The organism is Amycolatopsis sp. WAC 04182 (genome assembly GCF_003947465.1).
In the GTDB taxonomy this organism is placed as follows: Bacteria; Actinomycetota; Actinomycetes; order Mycobacteriales; family Pseudonocardiaceae; genus Amycolatopsis.
Genome location: NZ_QHJJ01000005.1, coordinates 414,039 through 435,981 on the forward strand (window position 1 = coordinate 414,039; position 21,943 = coordinate 435,981).

General features: G+C 68.5%; 23 protein-coding genes. 14 read left to right on the top strand and 9 right to left on the bottom strand.

The features are described from left to right. The first annotated feature begins 27 nt into the window (after positions 1-27). The 3 genes from DMH01_RS27995 to DMH01_RS28005 all read left to right on the top strand — a co-directional run bounded on the left by DMH01_RS27995 (position 28) and on the right by DMH01_RS28005 (position 2,593). Positions 28-732, top strand: a complete 705-nt coding sequence (locus DMH01_RS27995; RefSeq protein ID WP_034304815.1) for a response regulator transcription factor — start codon at positions 28-30, stop codon at positions 730-732. Position 733: 1 nt separating this feature from the next. Next, the gene (locus tag DMH01_RS28000; protein ID WP_125680179.1) at positions 734-2,017 is read left to right on the top strand and encodes an ATP-binding protein; all 1,284 of its coding nucleotides are present in this window, start codon (positions 734-736) and stop codon (positions 2,015-2,017) included. Between the two features lie 63 nt (positions 2,018-2,080). After that, positions 2,081-2,593: a hypothetical protein gene (locus tag DMH01_RS28005; protein WP_233621693.1), complete on the top strand. Its 513-nt coding sequence runs from the start codon at positions 2,081-2,083 to the stop codon at positions 2,591-2,593. Here DMH01_RS28005 and DMH01_RS28010 read toward each other — a convergent pair. The 8 genes from DMH01_RS28010 to DMH01_RS28045 form a co-directional block, all read right to left on the bottom strand. Continuing rightward, complete coding sequence (locus DMH01_RS28010; protein ID WP_125680180.1) at positions 2,571-2,984, bottom strand: hypothetical protein; 414 nt, start codon at positions 2,982-2,984, stop codon at positions 2,571-2,573. The two genes, DMH01_RS28005 and DMH01_RS28010, sit on opposite strands and share 23 nt — an antisense overlap. A gap of 4 nt (positions 2,985-2,988) precedes the next feature. Then, the gene (locus tag DMH01_RS28015; RefSeq protein WP_125680181.1) at positions 2,989-3,621 is read right to left on the bottom strand and encodes a response regulator transcription factor; all 633 of its coding nucleotides are present in this window, start codon (positions 3,619-3,621) and stop codon (positions 2,989-2,991) included. 135 nt (positions 3,622-3,756) lie between these two features. Further along, complete coding sequence (locus DMH01_RS28020) at positions 3,757-4,404, bottom strand: response regulator transcription factor (RefSeq protein ID WP_125680182.1); 648 nt, start codon at positions 4,402-4,404, stop codon at positions 3,757-3,759. A 564-nt stretch (positions 4,405-4,968) separates the two neighbouring features. Further along, positions 4,969-5,805, bottom strand: a complete 837-nt coding sequence (locus DMH01_RS28025) for an NAD(P)H-binding protein (RefSeq protein WP_125680183.1) — start codon at positions 5,803-5,805, stop codon at positions 4,969-4,971. Positions 5,806-5,816: 11 nt separating this feature from the next. Further along, positions 5,817-7,175 (bottom strand): MDR family MFS transporter, encoded by a 1,359-nt coding sequence (locus tag DMH01_RS28030; RefSeq protein ID WP_125680184.1) that lies wholly within the window; start codon positions 7,173-7,175, stop codon positions 5,817-5,819. 247 nt (positions 7,176-7,422) lie between these two features. Next, a complete protein-coding gene (locus DMH01_RS28035; protein WP_034304834.1) occupies positions 7,423-7,962 on the bottom strand; it encodes a GtrA family protein in 540 nt (179 codons plus the stop codon). A 172-nt stretch (positions 7,963-8,134) separates the two neighbouring features. Further along, positions 8,135-8,635, bottom strand: coding sequence for a GtrA family protein (locus tag DMH01_RS28040; protein ID WP_125680185.1), 501 nt, complete (start codon positions 8,633-8,635; stop codon positions 8,135-8,137). 10 nt (positions 8,636-8,645) lie between these two features. Continuing rightward, positions 8,646-10,880, bottom strand: a complete 2,235-nt coding sequence (locus tag DMH01_RS28045; protein WP_125680186.1) for a sigma-70 family RNA polymerase sigma factor — start codon at positions 10,878-10,880, stop codon at positions 8,646-8,648. A 256-nt stretch (positions 10,881-11,136) separates the two neighbouring features. Here DMH01_RS28045 and DMH01_RS28050 point away from each other — a divergent pair, with 256 nt between their 5' ends. The 10 genes from DMH01_RS28050 to DMH01_RS28095 all read left to right on the top strand — a co-directional run bounded on the left by DMH01_RS28050 (position 11,137) and on the right by DMH01_RS28095 (position 18,975). Beyond that, positions 11,137-12,009 (top strand): hypothetical protein, encoded by an 873-nt coding sequence (locus DMH01_RS28050; protein WP_007031897.1) that lies wholly within the window; start codon positions 11,137-11,139, stop codon positions 12,007-12,009. Between the two features lie 81 nt (positions 12,010-12,090). Further along, positions 12,091-13,443 (top strand): glycosyltransferase 87 family protein, encoded by a 1,353-nt coding sequence (locus DMH01_RS28055; RefSeq protein WP_125680187.1) that lies wholly within the window; start codon positions 12,091-12,093, stop codon positions 13,441-13,443. Continuing rightward, positions 13,418-14,623 (top strand): glycosyltransferase 87 family protein, encoded by a 1,206-nt coding sequence (locus DMH01_RS28060; protein WP_125680188.1) that lies wholly within the window; start codon positions 13,418-13,420, stop codon positions 14,621-14,623. Before DMH01_RS28055 ends, DMH01_RS28060 begins: the two co-directional genes overlap by 26 nt. Positions 14,624-14,676: 53 nt before the next feature. Next, positions 14,677-15,861, top strand: a complete 1,185-nt coding sequence (locus DMH01_RS28065; protein WP_125680189.1) for a 5-(carboxyamino)imidazole ribonucleotide synthase — start codon at positions 14,677-14,679, stop codon at positions 15,859-15,861. A 9-nt stretch (positions 15,862-15,870) separates the two neighbouring features. Continuing rightward, complete coding sequence (purE, locus tag DMH01_RS28070; RefSeq protein ID WP_125680190.1) at positions 15,871-16,386, top strand: 5-(carboxyamino)imidazole ribonucleotide mutase; 516 nt, start codon at positions 15,871-15,873, stop codon at positions 16,384-16,386. Positions 16,387-16,514: 128 nt separating this feature from the next. Continuing rightward, on the top strand, positions 16,515-16,973 hold the full coding sequence (locus DMH01_RS28075; protein WP_125680191.1) for a YbaB/EbfC family nucleoid-associated protein: 459 nt from the start codon (positions 16,515-16,517) through the stop codon (positions 16,971-16,973). Next, positions 16,970-17,278, top strand: a complete 309-nt coding sequence (locus tag DMH01_RS28080) for a YbaB/EbfC family nucleoid-associated protein (protein WP_125680192.1) — start codon at positions 16,970-16,972, stop codon at positions 17,276-17,278. The genes DMH01_RS28075 and DMH01_RS28080 overlap by 4 nt, the downstream gene beginning before the upstream one ends. Further along, a complete protein-coding gene (locus DMH01_RS28085; RefSeq protein ID WP_125680193.1) occupies positions 17,275-17,613 on the top strand; it encodes a hypothetical protein in 339 nt (112 codons plus the stop codon). The genes DMH01_RS28080 and DMH01_RS28085 overlap by 4 nt, the downstream gene beginning before the upstream one ends. Before the next feature lie 2 nt (positions 17,614-17,615). Further along, positions 17,616-18,329, top strand: a complete 714-nt coding sequence (locus tag DMH01_RS28090; RefSeq protein ID WP_125680194.1) for a WXG100 family type VII secretion target — start codon at positions 17,616-17,618, stop codon at positions 18,327-18,329. A 10-nt stretch (positions 18,330-18,339) separates the two neighbouring features. Beyond that, complete coding sequence (locus DMH01_RS28095; protein ID WP_158633260.1) at positions 18,340-18,975, top strand: DUF3558 family protein; 636 nt, start codon at positions 18,340-18,342, stop codon at positions 18,973-18,975. A gap of 3 nt (positions 18,976-18,978) precedes the next feature. Here the strand turns inward: DMH01_RS28095 and DMH01_RS28100 are convergent, their stop codons facing one another. Beyond that, on the bottom strand, positions 18,979-20,628 hold the full coding sequence (locus tag DMH01_RS28100) for a class I adenylate-forming enzyme family protein (RefSeq protein ID WP_125680196.1): 1,650 nt from the start codon (positions 20,626-20,628) through the stop codon (positions 18,979-18,981). A 105-nt stretch (positions 20,629-20,733) separates the two neighbouring features. On the opposite strand from DMH01_RS28100, the gene DMH01_RS28105 reads away from it, so the two are divergent. Then, positions 20,734-21,906 carry an acyl-CoA dehydrogenase family protein gene (locus DMH01_RS28105; RefSeq protein WP_199745652.1) on the top strand — a complete coding sequence of 391 codons (1,173 nt, stop codon included), beginning with the start codon at positions 20,734-20,736 and terminating at the stop codon, positions 21,904-21,906. Positions 21,907-21,943: the final 37 nt, after the last annotated feature.

The following is a 21,943-nucleotide window of genomic DNA, read 5'->3' on the forward strand; positions in this document are numbered from 1 at the left end:
GGCAGTCGTAGAGTTGGCCAGGTGAGCATGGTGCTACTCGCCGAGGACGACCCGGCCATCGCCGATCCGCTTTCCCGCGCACTCCAGCGGGAGGGGTATGACGTGCGGGTCGTCGGTGACGGACCCGCCGCCCTCGACGCGACCGAGAGCGACCGGGTCGACCTGCTGGTCCTCGATCTCGGCCTGCCCGGGATGGACGGGCTCGAAGTGTGCCGCCGCCTGCGCGCCAGCGGCACCGAAGTGCCCGTGCTGATGCTCACCGCGCGCACGGACGAGGTCGATTTCGTGGTCGGGCTCGACGCCGGCGCCGACGACTACGTCGCCAAGCCGTTCCGGCTGGCCGAACTGCTGGCCCGCATCCGGGCGCTGCTCCGCCGCCGGGCTCCCGACGTGCTCGAAGCCGGGGGAGTGCGGATGGACCTCGGTGCCCGGATGGTCACCGTGGACCTGCACGAGGTGCAGCTGGCGAACAAGGAATTCGAGCTGCTCCGGGTGCTGATGAGCCGCGCGGGCCAGGTGGTCAGCCGCGACGAGATCCTCGCCGAGGTGTGGAACGACCTCGAATCGAAGACCTCGAAGACCCTCGACATGCACATGTCGTGGCTCAGGCGGAAGCTCGCGATCGCGGCCGACGAAGCCGCGGGCAGGGCGGGCAAACCCGGCGGGAACGGCGACGGCGAACGGCGGATCGCCACGGTCCGCGGCGTCGGCTTCCGCTTCAACGCGGAATAGCATGCGCCGGCGCATCCTCCTGGCGATCCTGCTCGCCGTCGCGGTCACCGCGGCGGTGCTGGGCATCCCGCTGGGGATCACCGCGTGGCAGCTGGTCGAGAACCTCAACCGGGAGAATCTGGCCTCTTCGGCACGCGGGATCGCGGCGACACTGGACAACGAGATCGCCGTCGGCCAGCCGATCAATCTCGACCTGCTCCGCGTGGGTGTCCCGCAGGGCGGTTTGCTGACCGTCCGCACGCAGGGCCAGATGGAGAAGCGCTACGGCACCGACCCCGGCCCCGACGTGGTGTCCGAGCGGGCGCCGATCGCGTTGCACGGCGAGGTCGAGCTGGCCGTGCCCGCCGGGCCGATGCGCACCCGTCAGACCCAGGTCACCCTGCTGGTGGTGCTGCTGGTCGTGCTGTCGGTGGGCACCGGCACGGTGGTCGCGACGGTGACCGCGCGAAGGCTCGCGAAACCGCTGAGACACGTCGCGGATCGCGCGGTCAAACTCGGCGGCGGCGATTTCCGGCCGGATCCCAAACGCTACGGCGTCGGCGAACTCGACATGGTCGCCGAGGCGCTCGACGCGTCCGGCTCGGCGCTCGCCCAGCTCGTCCAGCGGGAAAGACAGCTCGTCGGCGACGTCTCCCACCAGCTGCGGAGCCGGCTGACCGCGTTGCAGCTGCGGCTCGAACCGCTCACCATCCACTCCGACCAAGACGTCGTCGACGAGGCGAAGGCCGCTCAGGAGCAGGCCGACCGGCTCGCCGAGGCCCTCGACGAATTGCTGGCCGCCGCGCGGGCGGCGCGCGAGGTCGGCGCGGAACCGGTGAACCTGGCGGAAGTGCTTCCCGAAGTCTCCGAAGAGTGGCGACAGCTGCTTCGCGCCGAAGGAAGGCATCTGCGGATCCGCGTCACCGACGGGCTGAGGGCGAGGGCGACGCCGGGCCGGTTGCGCGAGGTCGTCGGCGTCCTGCTCGACAACGCGCTGCGCCACGGCGCGGGGACGGTCACGCTCGCCGCCCGGCGCGGCGACACGGAAGGCACCGTCGTCATCGAGGTCGCCGACACCGGAATGGGGGTGCCCGACGAGCTCGCGCCGCATATCTTCGAGCGCGGCTTCTCCGGCGGCGGTTCGACCGGCGTCGGGCTCGCGCTCGCCCGCGCGCTCATCGAAGCCGACGGTGGACGGCTGGAGCTCTCGAGCAAGCAGCCCGCGGTGTTCAGCCTCTTCCTGAAGGTGCCCCGGCCGGGTGACGTGGCCGAGGTGCGCTGGCCCGCCGAGCGGGTCCCTCGCTAAGGCTTCCCCAAGGACGTCCCGATCGGGCAATGCCGTGGAAGCGCGCAGACCTACCGTCAGGGTGTGCGTGCGACGGCGTTCCGCTACCACCCTCCGGTGACTCCGGTGGCCGCGGCGACCCTGGAGATCGGCAAGGTGGTGGTCACCGTGGAGTTGTCCTTCGACGGCGCGCTGTACGCGTGTCACCGTCCGCCCGGCGTGGTGGAGCGGATGGAGGCGGAAGCCTTGGATCTGCTGTCGAAGGGCCTGTTCGTCAGCGGGATCGACACGCCGGTCGCGACCGTGACCGGCGCGGCGGGACACCGGTTCGTCCAGCGGAGCGCCGAATTCCAGCCGCCGGACGCCCGGCTCTACCGGGGTATGTGCGGGGTCGGCGCCAGCCGGAACGGGCTGACCCTGACCGGCATCCTCGGCTACCGCCTCGAAGTCCGCGCGGAGTGGGCCAAACGGGCAGGCGAATACGGCCCGCCCGAGACGGCCGCCGAATGGTGCGAGTTCTTCGGCGGGCAGCTGTCGTCCATCGGCGGGGTGGTCCTGCGGCGGTCCTCGGTGCTCAGTCTCGGTACTCCGCCGTGACCGTGACGACGAACGCCGCCCTGGCCGGCAGGCCGAGGCTGACCCACAGCCCGGTCGGATCGGTCCGCCCGAAAGTCATCCGCAACGGTTGCTCGTCCACCGTGAGGAACTCCGTCCGGAGCAGGATCCGCAGCGAACGGTCGAGCAGGGTGTGCTCGTCCCGCACCTTGTCCGCCTGCGCGGTGACCAAATAGGACAGTTCGCACCGGTCCGCCCGCACGGCGCCGGTTCCCGGGCCGGCGCCGTGCAGGGCGAAGAGGAACAGATCGACGCTCGACACCCGCGTCTCGGTCTGCCAGGTGGGTTTCGGCGGATCCAGCCGGACCACCGTCCCCTCCGGCAGATGGGGCGCGATGAGCAGGCACAACGCCTCGTCGACCTGGCTGATCACGGGATCAGATCAATCCCTCGCGCAGCGCGTAAGCCACCGCGTGCGAACGGTTCCGGAGCTGGAACCGGTTGGTCACGTCGTGCAGGATGCTCTTCACCGTGCGCTGCGAATAGCAGAGCTGGTCGGCGATCTCCTGCGTCGAGAACCCCGACGCGACCAGCTTGAGCACCTCGGTCTCCCGGCTGCTCATGCCACCGAAGTGCAGGCCGCGCGGCTGCAGCACCTGGCGTTGCAGCCGCGAGACCCGGTGCAGCAGCCTGCCGAGCAGGTCGGGCGGCAGTGCGCCTTCCCCGGCCGCGGCCGCCTTGATCAGCCGGACCAGCACGTCGGCGCCCGCCTCGGAACGGCGGGCGACCGCGCAGACGCCGTGTTCGATGGCGCTGAGGATCTCGTTGTCGTCGACTTCACCCGCGACGAGCACGATGCGGGTGAATCCTTGGTGGTGGAGTGCGGACAGCAGTTGCGTCATGGCCTCGTCGAGGCGGTCGGTGACCAGGAGGGCCACCATCGTCGGCTCGGCAGCGTCGGCGTCCACCAGCCAGACATCGTCACGGGAGCGGAGCGTCATGCAGACGCCGTTGTGCAAAATCGGATCGGTGGCGCGGACGATCACCGGTGTCCTGTTCGGTTCGAACATGTGATTCCCATTCCCCTCGAACGGTGCGAGGGTCCCACCCCTCGCGCTACTCACCCTGCCGGGTGAGGTGTCCCGAGCGCATGGGACTCCGGTCCCGGAATTGCCCGAAAAGCCGCCCTGATCGGGGTCGCTTTTTCAGCGGCCCAACCCTGCTTCGCGGGCGAGCACGATCGCTTCGGCGCGATCCGCGACGTGGAGCTTGCTGAAGACGTTCGAAATATGGTTCCGCACGGTTTTCGGGCTGAGGCAGAGCGTGCTGGCGATGGCGGTGTTGCTGTGCCCGCCCGCGATGAGCGAGAGGACCTCTCGTTCGCGGACGGTGAGTTCCGGGAACACCGTGTCCGTACTCGGCTGCGCGTGGTTGAAGAAGCCGAGAACGCGCGTCGCGATATCGGGCCCGAAGATCGCTTCGCGCCTCGCGACGGCGTGAACGGCACGAATGATTTCGTCGGGCTCCGCGTCTTTGAGCAGATATCCGCGGGCTCCGGCACGCATCGCGGAGAAAACGGATTCACTTTCGTCGGCCATCGTCAGCATGAGCACGCCGACGTCCGGCCGTTCGGCGACGATGTGCCGGGTCGCGTCGGCGCCGCTGATATCGGGCAAATGCAGGTCCATGACCACGACGTCGGGACCGAGTGCGCTCGCCGCGCTGATCGCGTGCGCGCCGCTCGCGGCCTCGCCGACCACGTCGATCAGCGGTTCGTTGGCGAGCAGGGTGCAGACCCCGAACCGGAACAGCGGATGGTCGTCGACCACGAGCACACGAAGGCGTTCGTTCATACGGTTCCCCCTGTCTCCCCGACGCGGCACGTTAGCGAGAGGGCCGGCCGGCGGACAACGCGTGGTCCGGACAGCGGACCGGCGAAAATTAAACGCCTGATGAGTGTCGCGTATCGCGGTGGCTCGCCCAAGCCATTAACCCTTTCGGCGCAAGTTTGGGTCTCAAGTCCGTGAAGGCCTCCTTGCCTACCCTGAAGGTAGGTAAGGAGGCCTTCACGGTCAGGCGAAGGCGGCAAGGCGGTGTCTTGCAAGTCCTGTTGGCGGTCTCCGCGCCTAGGTGTCGCGAAAGCCACTTTCGGGACATCAGACGTCGCGAAAGTGGCTTTCGCGACACGCTTCGGCTGCACGACCACTTGCGGGACGCCACCGCCGCTCCAACTGTCCGCAAGGGGCTCTCTCCGAGAAGGCGGTGCCCGATTAGCCCGGTTTGAGTGGTTCACCAAGGGGTCGTGAGTGATAAAGAGGGTTAGAACCGTCCTTGCCGCTCACGACCCCCTGTGAAAACCGTACATTGCAGGACACGGCCCAGGCGGTAGCAAAGGTCCCTTGCTCCCTTTCCGCAGGTCAGGCGAAGGCGGCGGCGTGCTCCCGAGCCCAGTCCGCGAACGTCAGCGGCGCCCGCCCGAGCAGTTCACGGACGGTGTCGAACACGATCTCCTCATTCCCGGCCGACTGTCGTTTGAGCTCGAAGATCCCGTCGACGGCCGAAGCGGGCCAGCCGTACCCGAGCATCCGGGCTCGCGAAGCTGCTTCGGGCTCTTCGACGTACGTCAGCGGTCGCCCGAGGGCATCACCGAGGATCTCGACCTGCCGTCGCGTCGTGAGCGCTTCGCCGCCGGTGATCGGGTACGTCTTGCCGGCGTGCCCGTCGGTAATCAGCACGGTCGCGGCGACTTCGGCGATGTCGCGGACGTGCACCAGCGCGGACGCCGGATCGCCTTCGGGGACGCGGACGATCCCGTCGCCGCGCACGGCGTGCAGCCAGGCGAACCGGTTGTCCATGAACGTCCCGGGACGCAGGATCGTCCAGTCCGGCCCGGCTTCGCGCACGGCCTGTTCGGCCTCGGCGTGCACGAGGGAGATGGGGTCGGTCTGTCCGAAGTGGACTCCGGTGGTGGAGAGTTTGACGACGTGCGAGACGCCGATGGCGGCCTTGAGCACGGCCCGCTCCTGGGCGAGCGGGTCCGAGCCGTGTCCCGAGGTCAGGACGAACACGCGGTCGACGCCGTCGAGCAGCGCGGGATCGAAGGCGTCGAGATCACCGGCGGCGACCTCGGCACGCGGATCGACGCGGGCGCGGGCGGGGTCGCGCGTCAGAGCGCGCACGCGAGCACCCTTGTCCAGCAGCGCGGGGACGAGTTCGCGGCCGATTTTGCCGGTGGAACCGAGTACGAGGATCATCGAAGGACTCCTTAGTGGTTGCGCCGCAAGGAAACGCGCGGCAGGAAGAGGGAAGCGGCGAGGCCGACGGCCAAGGCGGGGACCATCGCCCAGAACACGCCGTCGAGCGCGGCGGAGTAGCCGGCGGGGCTGTCGTCGGTGAAGGCGTTGGTGAACACCGCGCCGAAAACGGTCAGCCCGGCCGTGGTGCCGAGGGAGCGCAGGAAACCGACGGTCGCCGAAACGGCGCCGAGATCGGTCCTGGCGACGTTCTGCTGGGCCGCCAGGGAAAGCACCTGCATGGTGAGCCCGGCGGCCGCGCCGAAGACGACGAGATAGGCGACGACGATCGGCAACGGCGTCGTTTCGTCCATTGTGGACATGGCGAGCGCGGCGGCGAGGCCGAGGGTCGTGCTGAGGATCGGTGCCCAGCGGTAGGCGCCGGTCTTGGCGATGACCCGGCCCGCGACCATCGACGACGCGGCGACCGCGAGGGTCATGGGCAGCAGCAGGAGCCCGGCTTCCGAAGGTCCGGCGCCGCCCGCGGTCTGCAGGAAGAGCGCCAGGTAGTTGACCGAACCCAGGAAGACGAACCCGGCGGCGGCACTGGCCAGCACGCTGAGGCCGAACATCCGGGAGCGGAAGAGCCGGAGCGGGATGACCGGTTCGGCCGCCCGGCGTTCGATGAGCAGGAAGGCGACGAGCAGCACCGCGCCGATCGAGGCCGACAGCGGCGTCGCCAGGGTCAGGCCGACGATCGCGCCAGACAGGACGACGATGCCCGCGAAGTCGAAAGGTGCGGTCGTCCGGCGTCGTTCGAGGCGCAGATATCGCGTGACGACGCCGAACGCGACCAGCCCGATCGGCACGTTGAGACCGAAGATCGACCGCCAGCCCGCGAGGTCGGTCAGGACGCCGCCGACGACGGGGCCCGCGAGCGAAGAGCCGGCGAAGCAGATCGAGAACCAGGCGAAGTAGCGGGCGCCTTCGCGTCCCGGGAACAGTTCGCCGATGATCGCGGCGACGGCGACGAACAGGCCGCCGGAGCCGATGCCCTGCAGGATGCGGGCGGCGATCAGCAGCGGCATCGTCGGCGCCACCGCGCAGGCGAGGGAGCCGAGGACGAACAGCGCGATCGCGGCGAGCACGACGCGCTCGCGGCCGAAGAGGTCACCGAGTTTTCCGTAGACGGGCGCGCTGACGCTGCCCGCCAGCAGATAGGCGGTGGTGACCCAGGCGAACGACGCGGCGCCGCCCAGTTCTCCGACCATGCGCGGCAGCGCGGTCGCGACGACCTGGGCGTCGAGCATCGCCAGGAACACGGCGGCGAAGAGTCCGACGAGGGCAAGGGTGTTTCGGGCGCGCGGAGGCGCGCCGAGAGCGGTGCTCAAGAAAGAGATCCATTCACTGGAAGAAACGAGGGAACGCGAGGGACGCGGAGCAGCGCTCGAAAGCGGCCCCGGATCCCCGCCAAGACGGGAAAAGGCTCAACCGTCATCCGAACCGGATGCGGTCCTCTTCGCGCTTGGCGATCACCTCGAATTCGTCCCGCTCGACCGTGCGAACCCGGCCGGCGTCATCAGTGGAGGAACGTTGACATGGATGACCCTAGACAATCACATGTCTTGTGACAAGTACTTAGCGGAGCGGGATGACGTCCTCGTCCGGCTCGTCGCTGTCCCGGCGGCGTTTGCCCAGCTCGTCCGGGAAGACCCACTTCTTGAAACCCCAGAAGCGGAAGAACATCGCCAGCAGCATGCCGATGATCGACCCGCTGGTGAAGTCCGCCAGCTCCTGGACGAACCGCGTCACGTGCGGCACTTCGAGGTCGAAGATGTAGCGCGACGTGTAGAGCGGGATCAGGTTGACCACCACGGCGATGCCGCTGATCACGAAGAAGAGCGCCGCTTCGTGATGCCGCTCGCGGCCGCCGCGGGTCCGGAAGGACCACTCGCGGTTGAGGATGTAGGACACGATCGTCGCGACGATGATCGCGATGGCTTTCGCCGTGGTCGGCTTCGACTCCAGCACGCTGAGTTTCAGCAGGTACCAGACGCCGTTGTCGACCAGGAACGTCGTGCCGCCCACGATCGCGAACTTCAACAGCTCACGGTGCTTGATCAGCACGGATCGGAGCGGCTCGGGCGTCCTGGAAAGGACGGATTCGACCACGGTCACCAGATCAGTCTAATTCGCGTCGCCCGCCGAACGGGTCGGCAGGGGATGGACAGCGCGGTATAGGCCGCTTTGGGTGATTCGGCGGCGACCCCTGGCCGGCCGCTCGCTCCTGCTGCCGCGCCGCGCCTGCGAAAAGAGAGCAAGGGACCTTTGCTGCCGTCCGGCGGGCGGATCAGGCGGCGGAATCGTCGGGAATGTCGGAAATCTCCCGCCCGCCGCCCCGCACCAGCCGCGGCCGCGCGTCCGCCTCCGGGAAGACCCACTTCTTGAACGACCACCAGCGGAACGCCGTGCCGAGCAGGGTGCCGATGATCACGCCGCTGACGAAGTCGGCGATCTCCTGGGTCAGCAGCCCGACATACGGCTGCTCCAGCTTGAACACGTACCGCGAAACCAGCTGCGGGAGCGCGTTGAGTCCGAGCGCGATCGCGCTGAGCAGGAAGAAGAGCGCCGCTTCGTGGGCTCGCTCACGCCCGCCGCGGGAGCGAAAGGACCATTCACGATTCGCGACGTACGAGAAAACGGTCGCCACCAGCACGCCGATGACCAGCGCGGTCACCGGTTTGTCGGTCAGCACGGTGAACTTGAGCCCGTAGGTGATCGTCATCGTGATGACGAAGCTCGCGCCGCCGACCAGTACGAACCGCAGCAGTTCGCGATGCTTCCCCCGCATGCGGGCGACGCTACTGGAAAATGCGGTCGACCACTCCGTTGGGCTGCGTGGACGGCTTGGTCTTGCCGGGCCGCGGCGGCGCGCTCGTGGTCGTCTCCGGCTGGGACGGCTCCTGCTGAGCGGGCGCCGAAGGCGTCACGGACGGCGAAGACTTCTTCGTGGGAACAGGCCACCCGGGCCGCCCGGGCTTCGTCGTGTCTGGAGCGCCCGAAGGCTTCGAGGTGACCGAAGGCAGCGAAGGCACCGTGGTCGACGGAAGCAGCGCGTTGTCGTCACACCAGTGATGCCAGCAGTCGAAGTAGACCTCGGCAGGCTTCGCCTTGGCAGTGCCGAGGGTGGCGTTCACCGTCACCGGGACATGCGCAGGCGGACGGCCCTTCAGCGTCACCATCAGGTTCGCCTGGCGCCCCGGCGCCAGCGAGCCACGCGAAGTGCACGACGCACCTTCGCCGGTCGGAGTGCATCGGATGCCGGAGAAGCTCCACGAGTTGAGAACGCGATGGTCGAGAGTGATCGTCACCGGCTTCGTCGATTCGCCGGTGTTCTTGACGTGGATGTTCACCCGCGGGTTGCGGTTCCAGGGGAACGCGGACAGCCCGTCGCTCGTGGCCGTCAGGGTGAGGTCGTCCCGCGGCGCCGGGGGTTTCGGTGGTGCCGGCACCTTGACCTGCACCTCGACCCGGACACTGAGTTGCGCGCCCGCCGTCACCGAACCGGTCACCAAGCTGCCGTCCCTGGCCGTTTCGTCGGCGAGCAGCCGGAACGTCAGCACCGCGGACTGGCGTGGCTCGAGGCCGGTACCGGTCCGGCAGGTCACCGTGCCCGTGCCGCCGGGGCAGCTCACCGCGATCGTGGCGGGAACCTGCTGCCGGAAGCCGTTGGCGCCCACCGCACCGCCACCGGCGGCGGGAATGGCCCGCACACCGTCCGGCAGATTCAGGGAAACCGCCACGGGCTCGGACTTCGAGCCACCATCGTTGCGCACGGTGATCGGCAGGTTGGCCGGTACACCGGGCTTGAGCTGGACACCACCGGGCGGGGTCGACGCCGACATCGACGGACGCGCCGGGTCCGTCGGCGAAGGCGCGGGTGTGGGGGCCGGGGCCGGCGCCGGGGCCTGGGCCGGAGGAGGCACCTGCTGAGCGGGCGGCACCGGCTGCTGCGCCGGCGGCGGGGCGGCAGGCGGCGCCGGGGGCGGGTCGGCCGGTTTGGGAGCGGGTGCCACGGCGGGCGGCGGGACCGCCGCGGCGGCCGGGATCTCCTGGGTGCCGCCACCGGCGGCGAGCGCCACCGCGACGGCGGCGACGATGGCCGCGCTCGATCCGGCCACGCCGGCGAACTGGCGCGGTCCGGCCGCGGCGGCACCGGCGGCGCCGCCCGAACTCGAACCCGCGGCGGCGGCCGTCGCGGCCGCGGTGACCGCGCTCGCCTTGCCCGCCCCGGTCGTCGCCAGGTAACCGAGAGCCGCGCCACCGAGCACGATCGGCGCGATGATCCCGCGCAGACCGGTGTTGACGTCGGCCAGTTCCGCGGCCAGCGCGCGGCAGTTCTCGCATTCGTCCAGGTGGTTCTCCACCTGGGTCCGTTCGCGTTTGGACAACCCGTCCCGGGTCCAGGCGCCGAGCTTGTCCGCGCTCGCGCGGCAGCGTTCGGCCGAGTTCTCGGCCAGGTGGACCTGCAGATAGGCCTGCCTGAGCCCTTCACGGGCGCGGTAGGCGAGCGCGGAGACACCGTTCGCGGTCAGGCCGAGCAGCGGCGCGACCTCGGCGGGCGTCTGCCCCTCGATCTCGGTGTGCCACAGCACGGCCTGCCACCGCTCGGGCAGCCGCGCGAACGCCTTCGCGGCGAGCGTGCGCTCGAGCCCGGCGACGGCGGTGTCGGAGAACGGGACCGTCAGCGCCTCGCCGACGGCGCCGCCGACGTCGGACATGTCCTCGTTCAGGTCGACGCGCTTTTCCTTGCGCGTCTTGTCGTAGGCGGTGTGCCGGAGCGCGGTCAGCAGGTACGCGCGGAACGCGGCGTCGGGGCCTTTGCCGCCGCGCAGCGTGTCCAGTACTTTCGCGAAGGCTTCCGAGACGAGGTCGTCGGCTTCGGAACTCGAGCGGGCGAGCTGGCGTGCGAGGTTGTGCGCCGCGCCGGCGTGGCGCTCGTAAAGGGTTCCGTAAGACGCGATCTTCCCGTCACGCACCTCGGCGATCAGCTCGGCGTCACTCTTACCGGAGAGATCGGCGGGAACGGTGGACACGGGGCTCCTTCATCTGCTGGTTCGGCGGGTCTACTGTTTAAACGCCCGAACCCGCTCAGTGTGACGGACTGGGCGACGCACGTCACCTCGCGGCCCCTCCGATGACCCGGAGAGCGCAACACCTTCACCCGCCCTGGGTTACCGAAGAGTTCGGAAAGATCCTTGGAAAACGCCGTCACGCGCGGCGTGGAGCGGCGTCCCCACCGTGAAGCGATCGCAAGATCGAAAAGATCGGAACGGAAAGGGGCGGTGGGCAGTGGACGTACCGGCCACCGGTGCGCCGTCCGGGGGATCCGACGGGCAAGCCGCCTGGAACCGGTTCGAACGAGATCGCACGCTCCGCGCACTGCGGGCCCGCTGGCGGACGGCCAGCCTGGCCGCGGGTTGGCGTTTCCCCAGTGACTGGGGCCTCCCCGAGGTCGACGCCGTCTGCGCGGCGGTGATCAAGAACGGCCGGGTCGCTCCCGCGGAAGTGGCGGAGACCGCCCTCGCGGGACTGGGCCGGGCACGGGCCGCCGCGGGCGCCGGGCTCGCCGAAACGCTCGCGGACCTCGCGGCGTTGCACGCCGTGCTCGCCGACCCGGACGCGGTCGACGGTTTCCTCGCGCCGGATGTCGACTCCACACCGTCCCGGTTGCTCCGGGTGACGGCGCTCGCCTGGGCGGACGTCGCGACCGACCAGCTGGTGAACACCGAGGTCACCGAACCCCTCACCGGGCTGCCCACGGCCGCTTACCTGAGGACCCGGCTGAGTGAGCTGTACCGCCAGGCCCGCCGTGACGAGCGGCCGGTCGCGGAGGCGCACACGCTGCTCGTGGTCTCGATGGACTTCAGCTCGGTCGCGGGCTGGCCCCGGCTGACCGGGATGATCCTGGTCGCGGACGCGCTCAAGCAGGTGTTCGACGGCGGGGAGAGCGTCGCCTCGATCGGGCCGTCCGTCGCGGGCGCCCTCGTGCCGAAGGACGTGCGGCTCGCTTCGTCCGGCGTCGCGCTGCGAAGGGCGCTCAACGAGCGGCTTTCCGTGGACGCCCAGTTGCGTGACACCGGACGCCCGCAGATTTCGGCGGTCCGGCTCCCGGCGACCTACGACCTCGCGTGTGATCTCCTCGGCACCCTCGCGCGCTCCTGACGCGGGGTAGCGTAAGACGTTCTCCAGGTCACGGCCGACCCTGTCGACCAGGGACGACCCGGTTCATGATTTCCTGTTCGCGTGACCCGGACTGTTCCCGCCGACGCCAACGGCGATGTTTCGGCGAGCCGCCCGCAGCATCGTCTGTCGCTGCGGAAGTCGCTCGCCCGCTTGTCCGTCCGGCCGAGATCGATCCTGATCCTGTCCGTGATCCCGCTGGTCGCGATCGGTTTCGGTATCTGGGGCTGGCAGCACGAATGGGTGCTGGGCGTGGACAGCGCGGTCTACCGTGCCGGTGCCGAGACGCTCCTGAACGGCGACCCGCTGTACGACGCGAACACCCTTCCGGTGGAACCGTGGTGGGCGCTGCTGCCGTTCACCTATCCGCCGACGGCCGCGCTGCTGTTCATCCCGCTCGCGATCGTCCCGACGCAGGTCGCCTGGGGGCTCCTGACCGCGGTTTCGCTGCTCGCGCTGGCGCTGTGCGTCCGGATCGCCATCGGTGCGCTGCCGAAGCCGTCGACCGACGGTCCCCGCTGGTGGGCCTCGCCCGCCCGGTCGACGATCGCGTTCTTCCTGGTCTTCCTCGGCCTCGAGCCGGTGTGGCGCACGATCTTCCTCGGTCAGATCAACATCATCCTGATGGCGCTGGTGATGCTCGACATCCTGGTCATCGGGGCCCGGGGCAGCCGCTGGGGCGGCGTGCTCGTCGGCGTCGCGGCCGCGGTCAAGCTCACCCCGATCGTGTTCCTGGGGCATCTGTTCATCACCGGCCGCCGGATGGACGCCGTCCGCGGGCTCGTCACCTTCGTCGTGATGCAGGGCCTGATGTTCCTGATCATCCCGCACGACGCGGCCCGGTACTGGACCTACACGCTGCCCGACACCGGCCGTATCGGCCCGGTGCACTGGGCGGGCAACCAGTCGCTGAACGCGCTGATGAACCGCTTCACCGAGCTCGCGCCCTGGGCGTCGAAAGCGGCGATGGGGATCGGCGCGCTGCTCGCGATCCCGGCGATCTGGCTGGTGCTGCGCTTCCATCGCAAGGGTCAGGCGCTCGCCGCGATGCTGGTGACGGCGTTCTGGATCCTGCTGATCTCGCCGATCTCCTGGACCCATCACTGGGTGTGGGTGGCGCCGCTGGTCGTCCTGCTGGTCTCGCGGCTGCCGAAGACGACGCCCGCCACCGCGTGGAAACGCTGGCTCGGCACCTTCGCCGTGTTCTTCGTCTTCATCAGCTGTGTCCTGCTGATCCTGCCGAACGGCCGCAACGTCGAGCTCCATTGGCAGGTGTGGCAGAACATCCTCGGCAGCGCGTACATCTTCATGCCGCTGGTGCTGGCGCTCGCGCTGGCCGGACGGTGGTGGTACCTGCGCCGGAAGCGGAGCACGGGGGACGCGGAAAAGCATGCCGAAGTCGCGTCCGGCGGTTGAGCCCCGCGTCGTCGGGGCCACGCTGGCGGGTGCGCTCGCACTGGCGATGCTCGCGCTGGGCGTCGTCGCGTGGCTCGGCGAATGGCACCTCGGCGCGGACAGCGCCGTCTACCGGGCTGGCGCTCTCACGCTGCTGAAGGGCGAACCGCTCTACACCCGCGAGGCGCTGACGACGCTGCCGCCGTGGGTGCTGCTGCCGTTCACCTACACCCCGGCCGCGGCGCCGCTGTTCCTGCCGCTCGCGATCGTCCCGGCCGGGCTGACCTGGGGTGTGGTCGGCGCGCTCTCCGTGGTCTGCCTGAGCGTCGTGATCTCCGTGGCCGCTCGCGCCTGCGGCGCCCCGATCACCCGGTGGTGGGTTCTGCCGCTGGCCACCGCGGGCGCGCTGGCGCTGGAGCCGGTGTGGAAGACGATCTTCCTCGGGCAGATCAACCTCATCCTGATGGCGCTGATCGTCCTCGACGTCCTCGTGCTTTCGGCGCGCGGTTCGCGCTGGGCCGGGGTGCTGATCGGGATTTCGGCCGCGATCAAGCTGACGCCCCTGATCTTCGTGCCGCATCTGCTCTTCACCGGCCGCTGGAAGGACGCGCTGCGGGCGCTCGGCACGTTCGTCGCGCTCGAAGCGGTGATGTTCGCGGTGATCCCCGGTGACGCCGTCCGGTTCTGGACCGAATCGGCGACCGACCCCAGCCGGGTCGGCTCCGTGCACTGGATCTTCAACCAGTCGCTCAACGGTCTGGTGAACCGCGCTTCGGAGCTCGCGCCGTGGTCGCTGACGGTGGCCATCGCGATCGCCGCCGTCCTGGCCGTACCCGCCGTCTGGCTGGTCGTGCGCCTGCACCGCCGCGGCGACCCGGTCGGCGCGCTCCTGGTGACCGCGTTCTACGGGCTGCTGCTCTCGCCGGTGTCCTGGTCACACCACTGGGTGTGGACGGTGCCGCTGCTCGTCCTGCTCGTGACCCGCCGATCGTGGGTTCCGGCCGCGGGCGTCGCGGTGCTGTTCGCGAGCGGCCTGATCATGTTCGTGCCCAACGGCGGGGAGACCGAGTTCGGCTGGGGCCTCGGCTGGTCGCTGCTCGGGAACGTCTACGTCCTCACGGCTGCGATCGCCATCACAGGCCTGGCCGTGCGGGAGCTGCGACGCGGGTCCGCCCAGGTCGTGGCGGTGGCGGCCAAGTAATCTGCACACCGCAGTATGGAATGTGGCCTCAGCGGAAAAGAGAATTTCGGCCAGTGGACAAACGAACCGGTCTTCCGATCGTGGGCATGGTGGGCGGCGGACAGCTGGCCAGGATGACCCACCAGGCGGCGATCTCCCTCGGCCAGTCCCTGCGCGTGCTGGCCGCCGGGGAGAACGAATCCGCCGGCCTCGTCGCGGGCGAGGTCGTGCACGGGCACCACACCGACCTCGAAGCGCTGCGCTCGTTCGCCGCCGGGGTCGACGTGCTGACGTTCGACCACGAACACGTTCCCGGCGAACATCTGCTGACGCTCGCGATGGAAGGCGTCACCATTCGGCCCGATCCGGCCGCGTTGTCGATGGCGCAGAACAAGCTCGTCATGCGCGAGATGATGGCCGGGCTCGAGATCCCGGGCCCAGCCTTCGCCGAAGTGTCCTCTGTGGACGATGTGATCACCTTCGGCGACAAGCACTCCTGGCCGGTGGTGCTCAAGGCGGCGCAGGGCGGCTACGACGGCCGGGGTGTCTGGATGCTCGACACCGCGCAGCACGCCCGCGAGACCGTCCCCGAACTGCTCGACGCCGGAACCCCGCTGCTGGTCGAGGAAAAGGTCGTCATGCGGCGCGAGCTGTCCGCGCTCGTGGCCCGGTCGCCGTTCGGGCAGGGCGCGGCGTGGCCGGTGGTGGAAACCGTGCAGTCCGGCGGGATCAACACCGAGGTGCTCGCCCCGGCGCCGGGGCTGAGCGTCCAGCGCACGCAAGAGGCGCAGGATCTGGCGCTGCGGATCGCCGCGACGCTGAACGTGACCGGCCTGCTCGCCGTCGAGCTGTTCGAGACCGACGAAGGCTTGCTGGTCAACGAACTGGCCATGCGTCCGCACAACTCGGGACACTGGACCCAGGACGGTTCGAAGACCTCGCAGTTCGAGCAGCACCTGCGTGCCGTGCTCGACTACCCGCTCGGCGTGACCGACCTGATCGCCCCCGCCTGTGTGATGGCGAACGTCCTCGGCGCCCCCGAGGCCCCGGCGATGGGTCCGGACGAACGGCTGCACCACCTGTTTGCGCGGTACCCGGACATCCGCGTCCACCTGTACGGCAAGGGAGAACGTCCCGGCCGCAAACTCGGCCACGTCAACCTCGTCGGCGAACGCATGGAAGAGCTGCGCGACCGAGCGCTGCTCGCCGCGCACTGGCTTTCCCACGCCGTCTGGCTCGACGGCTACGAAATTCACTAGGAGTAGGAAATGGCGCCGCAGGTTGGCCTGATCATGGGCAGCGATTCGGACTGGCCGACGATGGAAGCGGCCGGGCAGGCGCTGGCCGAGTTCGGCGTCGAATACGAAGTCGGCGTCTACTCGGCGCACCGCACTCCGCAGCGGATGCTCGACTACGCGACTTCGGCCGCTTCGCGCGGTGTGCGCGTGATCATCGCGGGCGCCGGCGGCGCCGCGCACCTGCCGGGCATGGTCGCGTCGGCGACGGTGCTGCCGGTGATCGGCGTGCCGGTGCCGCTGAAGTACCTCGACGGCATGGACTCGCTGCTGTCGATCGTGCAGATGCCCGCGGGCGTCCCGGTCGCGACGGTCTCCGTCGGCGGGGCGCGCAACGCGGGCCTGCTCGCGGTGCGCATCCTCGCCGCGTCCGATGTGGAGCTTCAGGCGAAGATGGCGCGGTTCCAGGCGGATCTGGAGCAACTGGTGCTCGACAAGGACGCCGCACTCAGCTCGAAGGTAGGACAGATCAAGCGCGCCGAAGGGTAGACGCTCGTCGCAATCTCCCCAATCCCCTTGCACTCGTAGATCGTCACAGTAAGGTGTCAGCCGGGCACCGGCGGTCAAACGGCTGCTGGTGGAGGAGGGAGCACGATGCTTGACGTCGTGATGCGCGCATGACCGTGCCACGAGATCCGCGCGCGATGCGCGCGCAGGCGAGCGAGATGGAAACGCGTCTTGCCGCGGCCCGGCACAACGGTAGGTCCGCTGATCGTGCGGTGCAGGCGACTGTGACCGGGCAAGGGAAGCTGATCGATCTACAGATCGAGGATTCCGCGCTGGACGGAGCTCATATCCAGAACCTGGGGCCCGGCATCCTGCAGGCCGTCCGGGCGGCCAGGGGGGCGGCGCACGAGGCGTCGGTACCAGAGCTGAGCGCCTTGTTCGGACTGCGGCCGCCACCACCGCGTGGGCCGAGCCAGGTCTGGTCGCCGAGCGAGACGGAGGACGTGCGGCCTGAGCAGGTCGTGGCGCCGCCGCCACGTCGCAGGCCGGAAGCCGACGACGCTGGTCATGAGGAGAGCTTCGAAGAGATGGACTTTCTCTCCGACGAAGAGACGGACGAGCGCTGGTGAACGCTCACGACAGGCTCTACCACCTGGCCAGGGAAATCGATGCTCGAGTCGCTGCGATCGAACAGGCCGCGCGAAGTGGTCGAACGACAGCCTTGACCAGGAATATCGGCGCGGGTCTTGGTGCGGTGACCGTGGATGGTTCGGGATCGTTGATTTCGGTCGAGCTGGATCGGGACGTGGCGGGTATGCAAACCGGTGCCAGTCTGGCCGGTCATGTCCTGCGGGCGATCAACGAGGCGGAAAACGCGGCGTCGGCCCGTCGGGAAGCCATGATCGCGGAAGCATCTGGGGGGACGGAAAAGTGACGAGTTCGAATGGCTCTGGCTACGAGGTCTATCCGGAATCGCTGCGTAAAGCGACCGAGGACATTTATCATTCCGCAGGAATCCTTCGCGATTTCGCCACCCATGACCTGGGTGGTTTGAGTCTTTCCTCCCATGATGTGGGGATGCTCGGAGATCGGGTGAATGTCGTGCAGGCGTTCGGCTCGATGATCGTCGAAATGCAGGACAAGAGCAGGCGAAACTTCGACCGCCTGATCGGGCTGGGTACGGCGATGGACAAGGCTGCCGACTACTACGACGCTCAGGACGAGGAGCACTACAAACGGCTTATCGAGATCGAGAAGGATTCGAACTGACCATGAGTGCCCCGATCACTGCTCCGCCAGAGTATCCCCAGGGTGCCGACGCGAAAATCCGTGAGTTCGCCAACCTGCCCTTCATCGCCCGCCCGGATATTCTCCGGCTGCTGGACGACGTTCGAGACAGGCTTTTGGGCAACCCGGCACGCATACAGGAAATGGCCGCCTCGTTCTCGCGTAACAAGGCGGTTCAGGTCGCTCGTGACGATCTGGGCGATGCGGTCCAGTCGCTGGCCGGGACCTGGACGGGTCGGGCGGCGGATCAGTTCACGGCCTACGTGTCCAGGGTTACCGATTCGCTGGAAAAAGAACAGGAAGCGGTAGCTGAGGTATCCGGACTGCTGGCCAATCTCGCCGACAGTGTTGTCACTACCTACGCGAAAGCCATCGAATTTCTGGGTGTTTGCGCGGGCCGGTTGGCCACGATCGACATCAAGATGATCTTGGCTGCTCTTTCCTCGGTGGTCCCAGGACTCAACGCCATAATGTGGGCCGACGTGATCGATACCATCGTGGAGGCTCTCGGGGAACTCGTCACCAGCTTCGTCAATCTGCTGGCCGCGGCAGTCGAGCAGCAAGGGAAGTTTTTCCAGAGTGCGACCGGTTTCGCGCAGATCGGCACGAACTTCGTGGAGATTCCCGATCTCCCGTCGAACTCTGGAGTGGACAACCAGAAGCAGTGGAAGGTCGAGCCTGATGCCGCTCCAGCGTAAAGGGCGTCGCATGCGATTGCCGAAACTTCTCGGAGTCGCCGTCCTGGCGACATCGCTTGTCGCGGGTTGTGGTGTGCTGTGGTCGGATCAGGTTCTCGACAGTCCGCCCGCTCCGGCTCGGGTGGAGTGGACGATCCAGGCCCTTCCCGTTCGGAACCCCCTGGGATTGGCGGTCTTTCGAGCGAATCCCTGTCGTGTCCTGAACCATGAACAGGTCGCCGCTTTGCTCATGGATCCTCCCGACAAGGTGAAAACGTCGAGCTCCGACCCGAATAACCTCAATTCCTGCGAGTGGAGTTACTACGAGGCGGGCTCGCTCACGATCGCGATCCTGCCCGCCGACCTGGGTGGCATCGATAAGCGAGTAGCCACGCACCGGGAATCGCCGGATCGGTACGCTCAGTGGCGTGAGTTCTCGATCGACGGACTCCCGGTCTTCCAGTATGTCTCGAACCCTCCTGTTTTCGAGTATAACGGTCATCGACGCATGGCCTGCTCCGTGGAAGTCGGGGTCAATGACACCGAGGTGCTCAACTTCGAATACGGCCAGGTCGACGAAGCCAAGTCGACGTATTGGGGAACGGATCGGTGTGCGGCGGCGCTCAAGGCCGCGGAGTTGGTGATCGGAAACCTCCGCGGCCGCTGAGCGTCAGTCGGCGAGTTGCTTCCGCAGTTCCCGTTTGAGCACCTTCCCGGCGGCCGAGACCGGGATCTGGTCGACGAAGTGGATCGCCCGCAGCCGTTTGTACGGCAGGACGCGGGCGCCGACGGCCTCCAGGAGTTGCTCGGCGGTGACGTTCTCGTCGCTGCGCACGACGAACGCGACCGGTAGCTCGCCGACCTCGGTGTCCGGTTTGCCGACGACGGCCGCCGCGGCGACGCCGGGCAGGGTGATCAGCAGCTCTTCGAGTTCACGCGGGAAGACGTTGTATCCCTTGTACAGCAGCATGTCCTTCTTGCGGTCCACAATGGACAAATAGCCGTCCTCGTCGAGGATGCCGATGTCGCCGGTGTGCAGCCAGCCGTCGACGAGCGCGGCCGCGGTCTCCTCGGGGCGGTTGCGATAGCCGGTCATCACCTGCGGGCCGCGCAGGCACACCTCGCCGCTTTCCCCGGCGGGCAACGGATCTTCGCCGCCTTCGGCCGGGACGATCTTGATCTCGGTGTCGGGCAGCGGAAGGCCGACCGAGCCCACCTTCCGGGTGGCGGAGCGATACGACGGCGCGATGACGGCGCCCATGGTGACCTCGGTGAGGCCGTATCCCTCGGTGATGATCACCCCGGGGAAGCGTTTCTGCAGGGCGCGGATCATCTCGTGGTTCATCGGCGCCGCGCCGGAACCGATGGTCAGTACCGAAGACAGGTCGGCTGTGTGAAACTCGGGGCAGGCGAGCAAGGCGGCGAACAACGCCGGTGCCCCGCCGATCGTGGTGACTCGCAGCAGTTCGGCGTCGGCTACGTACGCGGCCGGGTCGAAGCGGTCGTGCAGGACGACGGTGCCGCCGTCGAGCAGCGGGACGTTGAGCGCGGCGATGGTGCCCATGGCGTGGAACCACGGCGTCAGGTTGAGCGCGACGCCGGTGCCGATCCGCGACGGCCATTCGTCCGGGCCGCCGAGCTGCTCGACGATCACCTCTCCTGACGCGTCGAGAGCCGGGACCGCGCCCAGCCGCCAGCAGGAACTCTGAAGGCTGTTGACCACGACGTTCCGGTGCGGCAGGCATACGCCTTTCGAGCGTCCGGTGGTGCCGCCGGTGTACGCCAGATGAGCGAGATCGCGGTAGATGTCGATCTCGACGTCCGGCCGCTCGTCCGAGTGAGCCGAGTAGAACTCGGTGAACTCGACCTCGCCCTGCGCCAAGGCCTCGGGTGGGTGGACGACGATGCTCAGCCGGACCGATGTCCGGTCACGGACCGAAGCGAGCACCCGGGCGACGGGGCCGACGGTGACGGCGGCGACCGCCCCGGCGTCGGCCAGCTGGGCGGCGAGGTCGTCCGGTGGGAGCAGCGGGTTCGCCGGGCTGAAGGTGGCCCCGGCCAGCAGCGTCCCGTAATACGCGACCGGGTACGCCAGGCAGTTCGGCAGGTGGAGTGCGACGACGTCGCCCCGCTCGACGCCCTCGGCGTGCAGGGCGTTCGCGAAGCGGCAGGCTGCGTTGTACGTCTCGGCGAAGGTGAGGCTCTGGTCTCCGTGGGCGAAGGCCGTGCGGGCGCCCCAGCGGGCAGCGGCGCCGGCGAGCACCGAGCCGACCGGGACCTCGGGATAGTCGAGCGACCGGGGGAACGGGGTGAGCTCCATCACTCGAACGTACGGACTTTGCGGTCAAAGACACAAGCGCTCGCGATGTCGCACAATGTGAACGAGCGCTAACATCGGTCAAACTCCCAAACGCGGTTAGAAGAGGTGACGAAGGTGTCTGACGGCCCGGGTCTGTACCAGCTTGCCGAAGAGCACGAGGAGCTGCGGGCCGCGGTGCGTGCGCTCGCGGAGAAGGAGATCGAGCCCTACGCGGCCGAGGTCGACGAGGACGAGCGCTACCCGATCGAGGCGTACAACGCGCTGGTCAAGTCGGGTTTCAACGCCGTCCACATCGACGAGGCCTACGACGGCCAGGGCGCGGACGCCATCGCCGCCTGCATCGTGATCGAGGAGGTCGCGCGGGTCGACGCGTCGGCGTCGTTGATCCCGGCGGTGAACAAGCTGGGCACGGTGCCGATCATTCTTTCGGCGTCGGAAGACCTCAAGAAGCTGGTGCTGCCGTCGATCGCCTCCGGCGAAGCCTCGGCGTCGTACGCGCTTTCGGAGCGCGAAGCCGGCTCGGACACCGCCTCGATGCGCACCCGCGCGAAGCTCGACGGCGACCACTGGGTGCTGAACGGCACCAAGTGCTGGATCACCAACGCGGGTGAATCGTCCTGGTACACCGTGATGGCGGTGACCGACCCCGAAGCCGAGAAGAAGGCCAACGGCATCTCCGCGTTCGTCGTGCACAAGGACGACCCCGGCTTCACCGTCGGCTCGAAGGAGCGGAAGCTCGGCATCAAGGGCTCGCCGACCCGCGAGATCCACTTCGAGAACTGCACCATCCCGGCCGACCGCATCATCGGCGAGCCCGGCACCGGTCTGAAGACGGCGCTGCGCACCCTCGACCACACCCGCCCGACCATCGGCGCGCAAGCGCTGGGCATCGCGCAGGGCGCGCTCGACGCGTCGATCGCGTACGTCAAGGAGCGCAAGCAGTTCGGCAAGTCGATCTCGGAGTTCCAGGGCGTCCAGTTCATGCTGGCCGACATGGGCATCAAGATCGAGGCCGCCCGGAACCTCGTCTACGCCTCGGCCGCGGCGACCGAGCGTGGCGACAAGCGCGGCGGCTACATGGCCGCGGCCGCGAAGGCGTACGCGTCGGACATCGCGATGTCGGTGACGACGGACGCCGTGCAGCTCTTCGGTGGCGCGGGCTACACGCGCGACTTCCCGGTGGAGCGCATGATGCGCGACGCGAAGATCACCCAGATCTACGAAGGCACCAACCAGATCCAGCGCATGGTCATGGCGCGCGCCCTGCTCAAGGGCTGAGTCCGCCCGAAGTACATGAAGGCCCCCATCCTTGCGC

Bases quoted from the DNA above. Each gene is read 5' to 3' on its own strand.
- DMH01_RS28020 (WP_125680182.1), bottom strand. From the start codon at position 4,404: ATGAACGAACGCCTTCGTGTGCTCGTGGTCGACGACCATCCGCTGTTC.
- DMH01_RS28090 (WP_125680194.1), top strand. From the start codon at position 17,616: ATGAGTGCCCCGATCACTGCTCCGCCAGAGTATCCCCAGGGTGCCGAC.
- DMH01_RS28075 (WP_125680191.1), top strand. From the start codon at position 16,515: ATGACCGTGCCACGAGATCCGCGCGCGATGCGCGCGCAGGCGAGCGAG.
- DMH01_RS28095 (WP_158633260.1), top strand. From the start codon at position 18,340: ATGCGATTGCCGAAACTTCTCGGAGTCGCCGTCCTGGCGACATCGCTT.
- DMH01_RS28040 (WP_125680185.1), bottom strand. From the start codon at position 8,635: ATGCGGGGGAAGCATCGCGAACTGCTGCGGTTCGTACTGGTCGGCGGC.
- DMH01_RS28015 (WP_125680181.1), bottom strand. From the start codon at position 3,621: ATGTTCGAACCGAACAGGACACCGGTGATCGTCCGCGCCACCGATCCG.
- DMH01_RS27995 (WP_034304815.1), top strand. From the start codon at position 28: ATGGTGCTACTCGCCGAGGACGACCCGGCCATCGCCGATCCGCTTTCC.
- DMH01_RS28000 (WP_125680179.1), top strand. From the start codon at position 734: ATGCGCCGGCGCATCCTCCTGGCGATCCTGCTCGCCGTCGCGGTCACC.
- DMH01_RS28060 (WP_125680188.1), top strand. From the start codon at position 13,418: ATGCCGAAGTCGCGTCCGGCGGTTGAGCCCCGCGTCGTCGGGGCCACG.
- DMH01_RS28100 (WP_125680196.1), bottom strand. From the start codon at position 20,628: ATGGAGCTCACCCCGTTCCCCCGGTCGCTCGACTATCCCGAGGTCCCG.
- purE (WP_125680190.1), top strand. From the start codon at position 15,871: ATGGCGCCGCAGGTTGGCCTGATCATGGGCAGCGATTCGGACTGGCCG.
- DMH01_RS28025 (WP_125680183.1), bottom strand. From the start codon at position 5,805: ATGATCCTCGTACTCGGTTCCACCGGCAAAATCGGCCGCGAACTCGTC.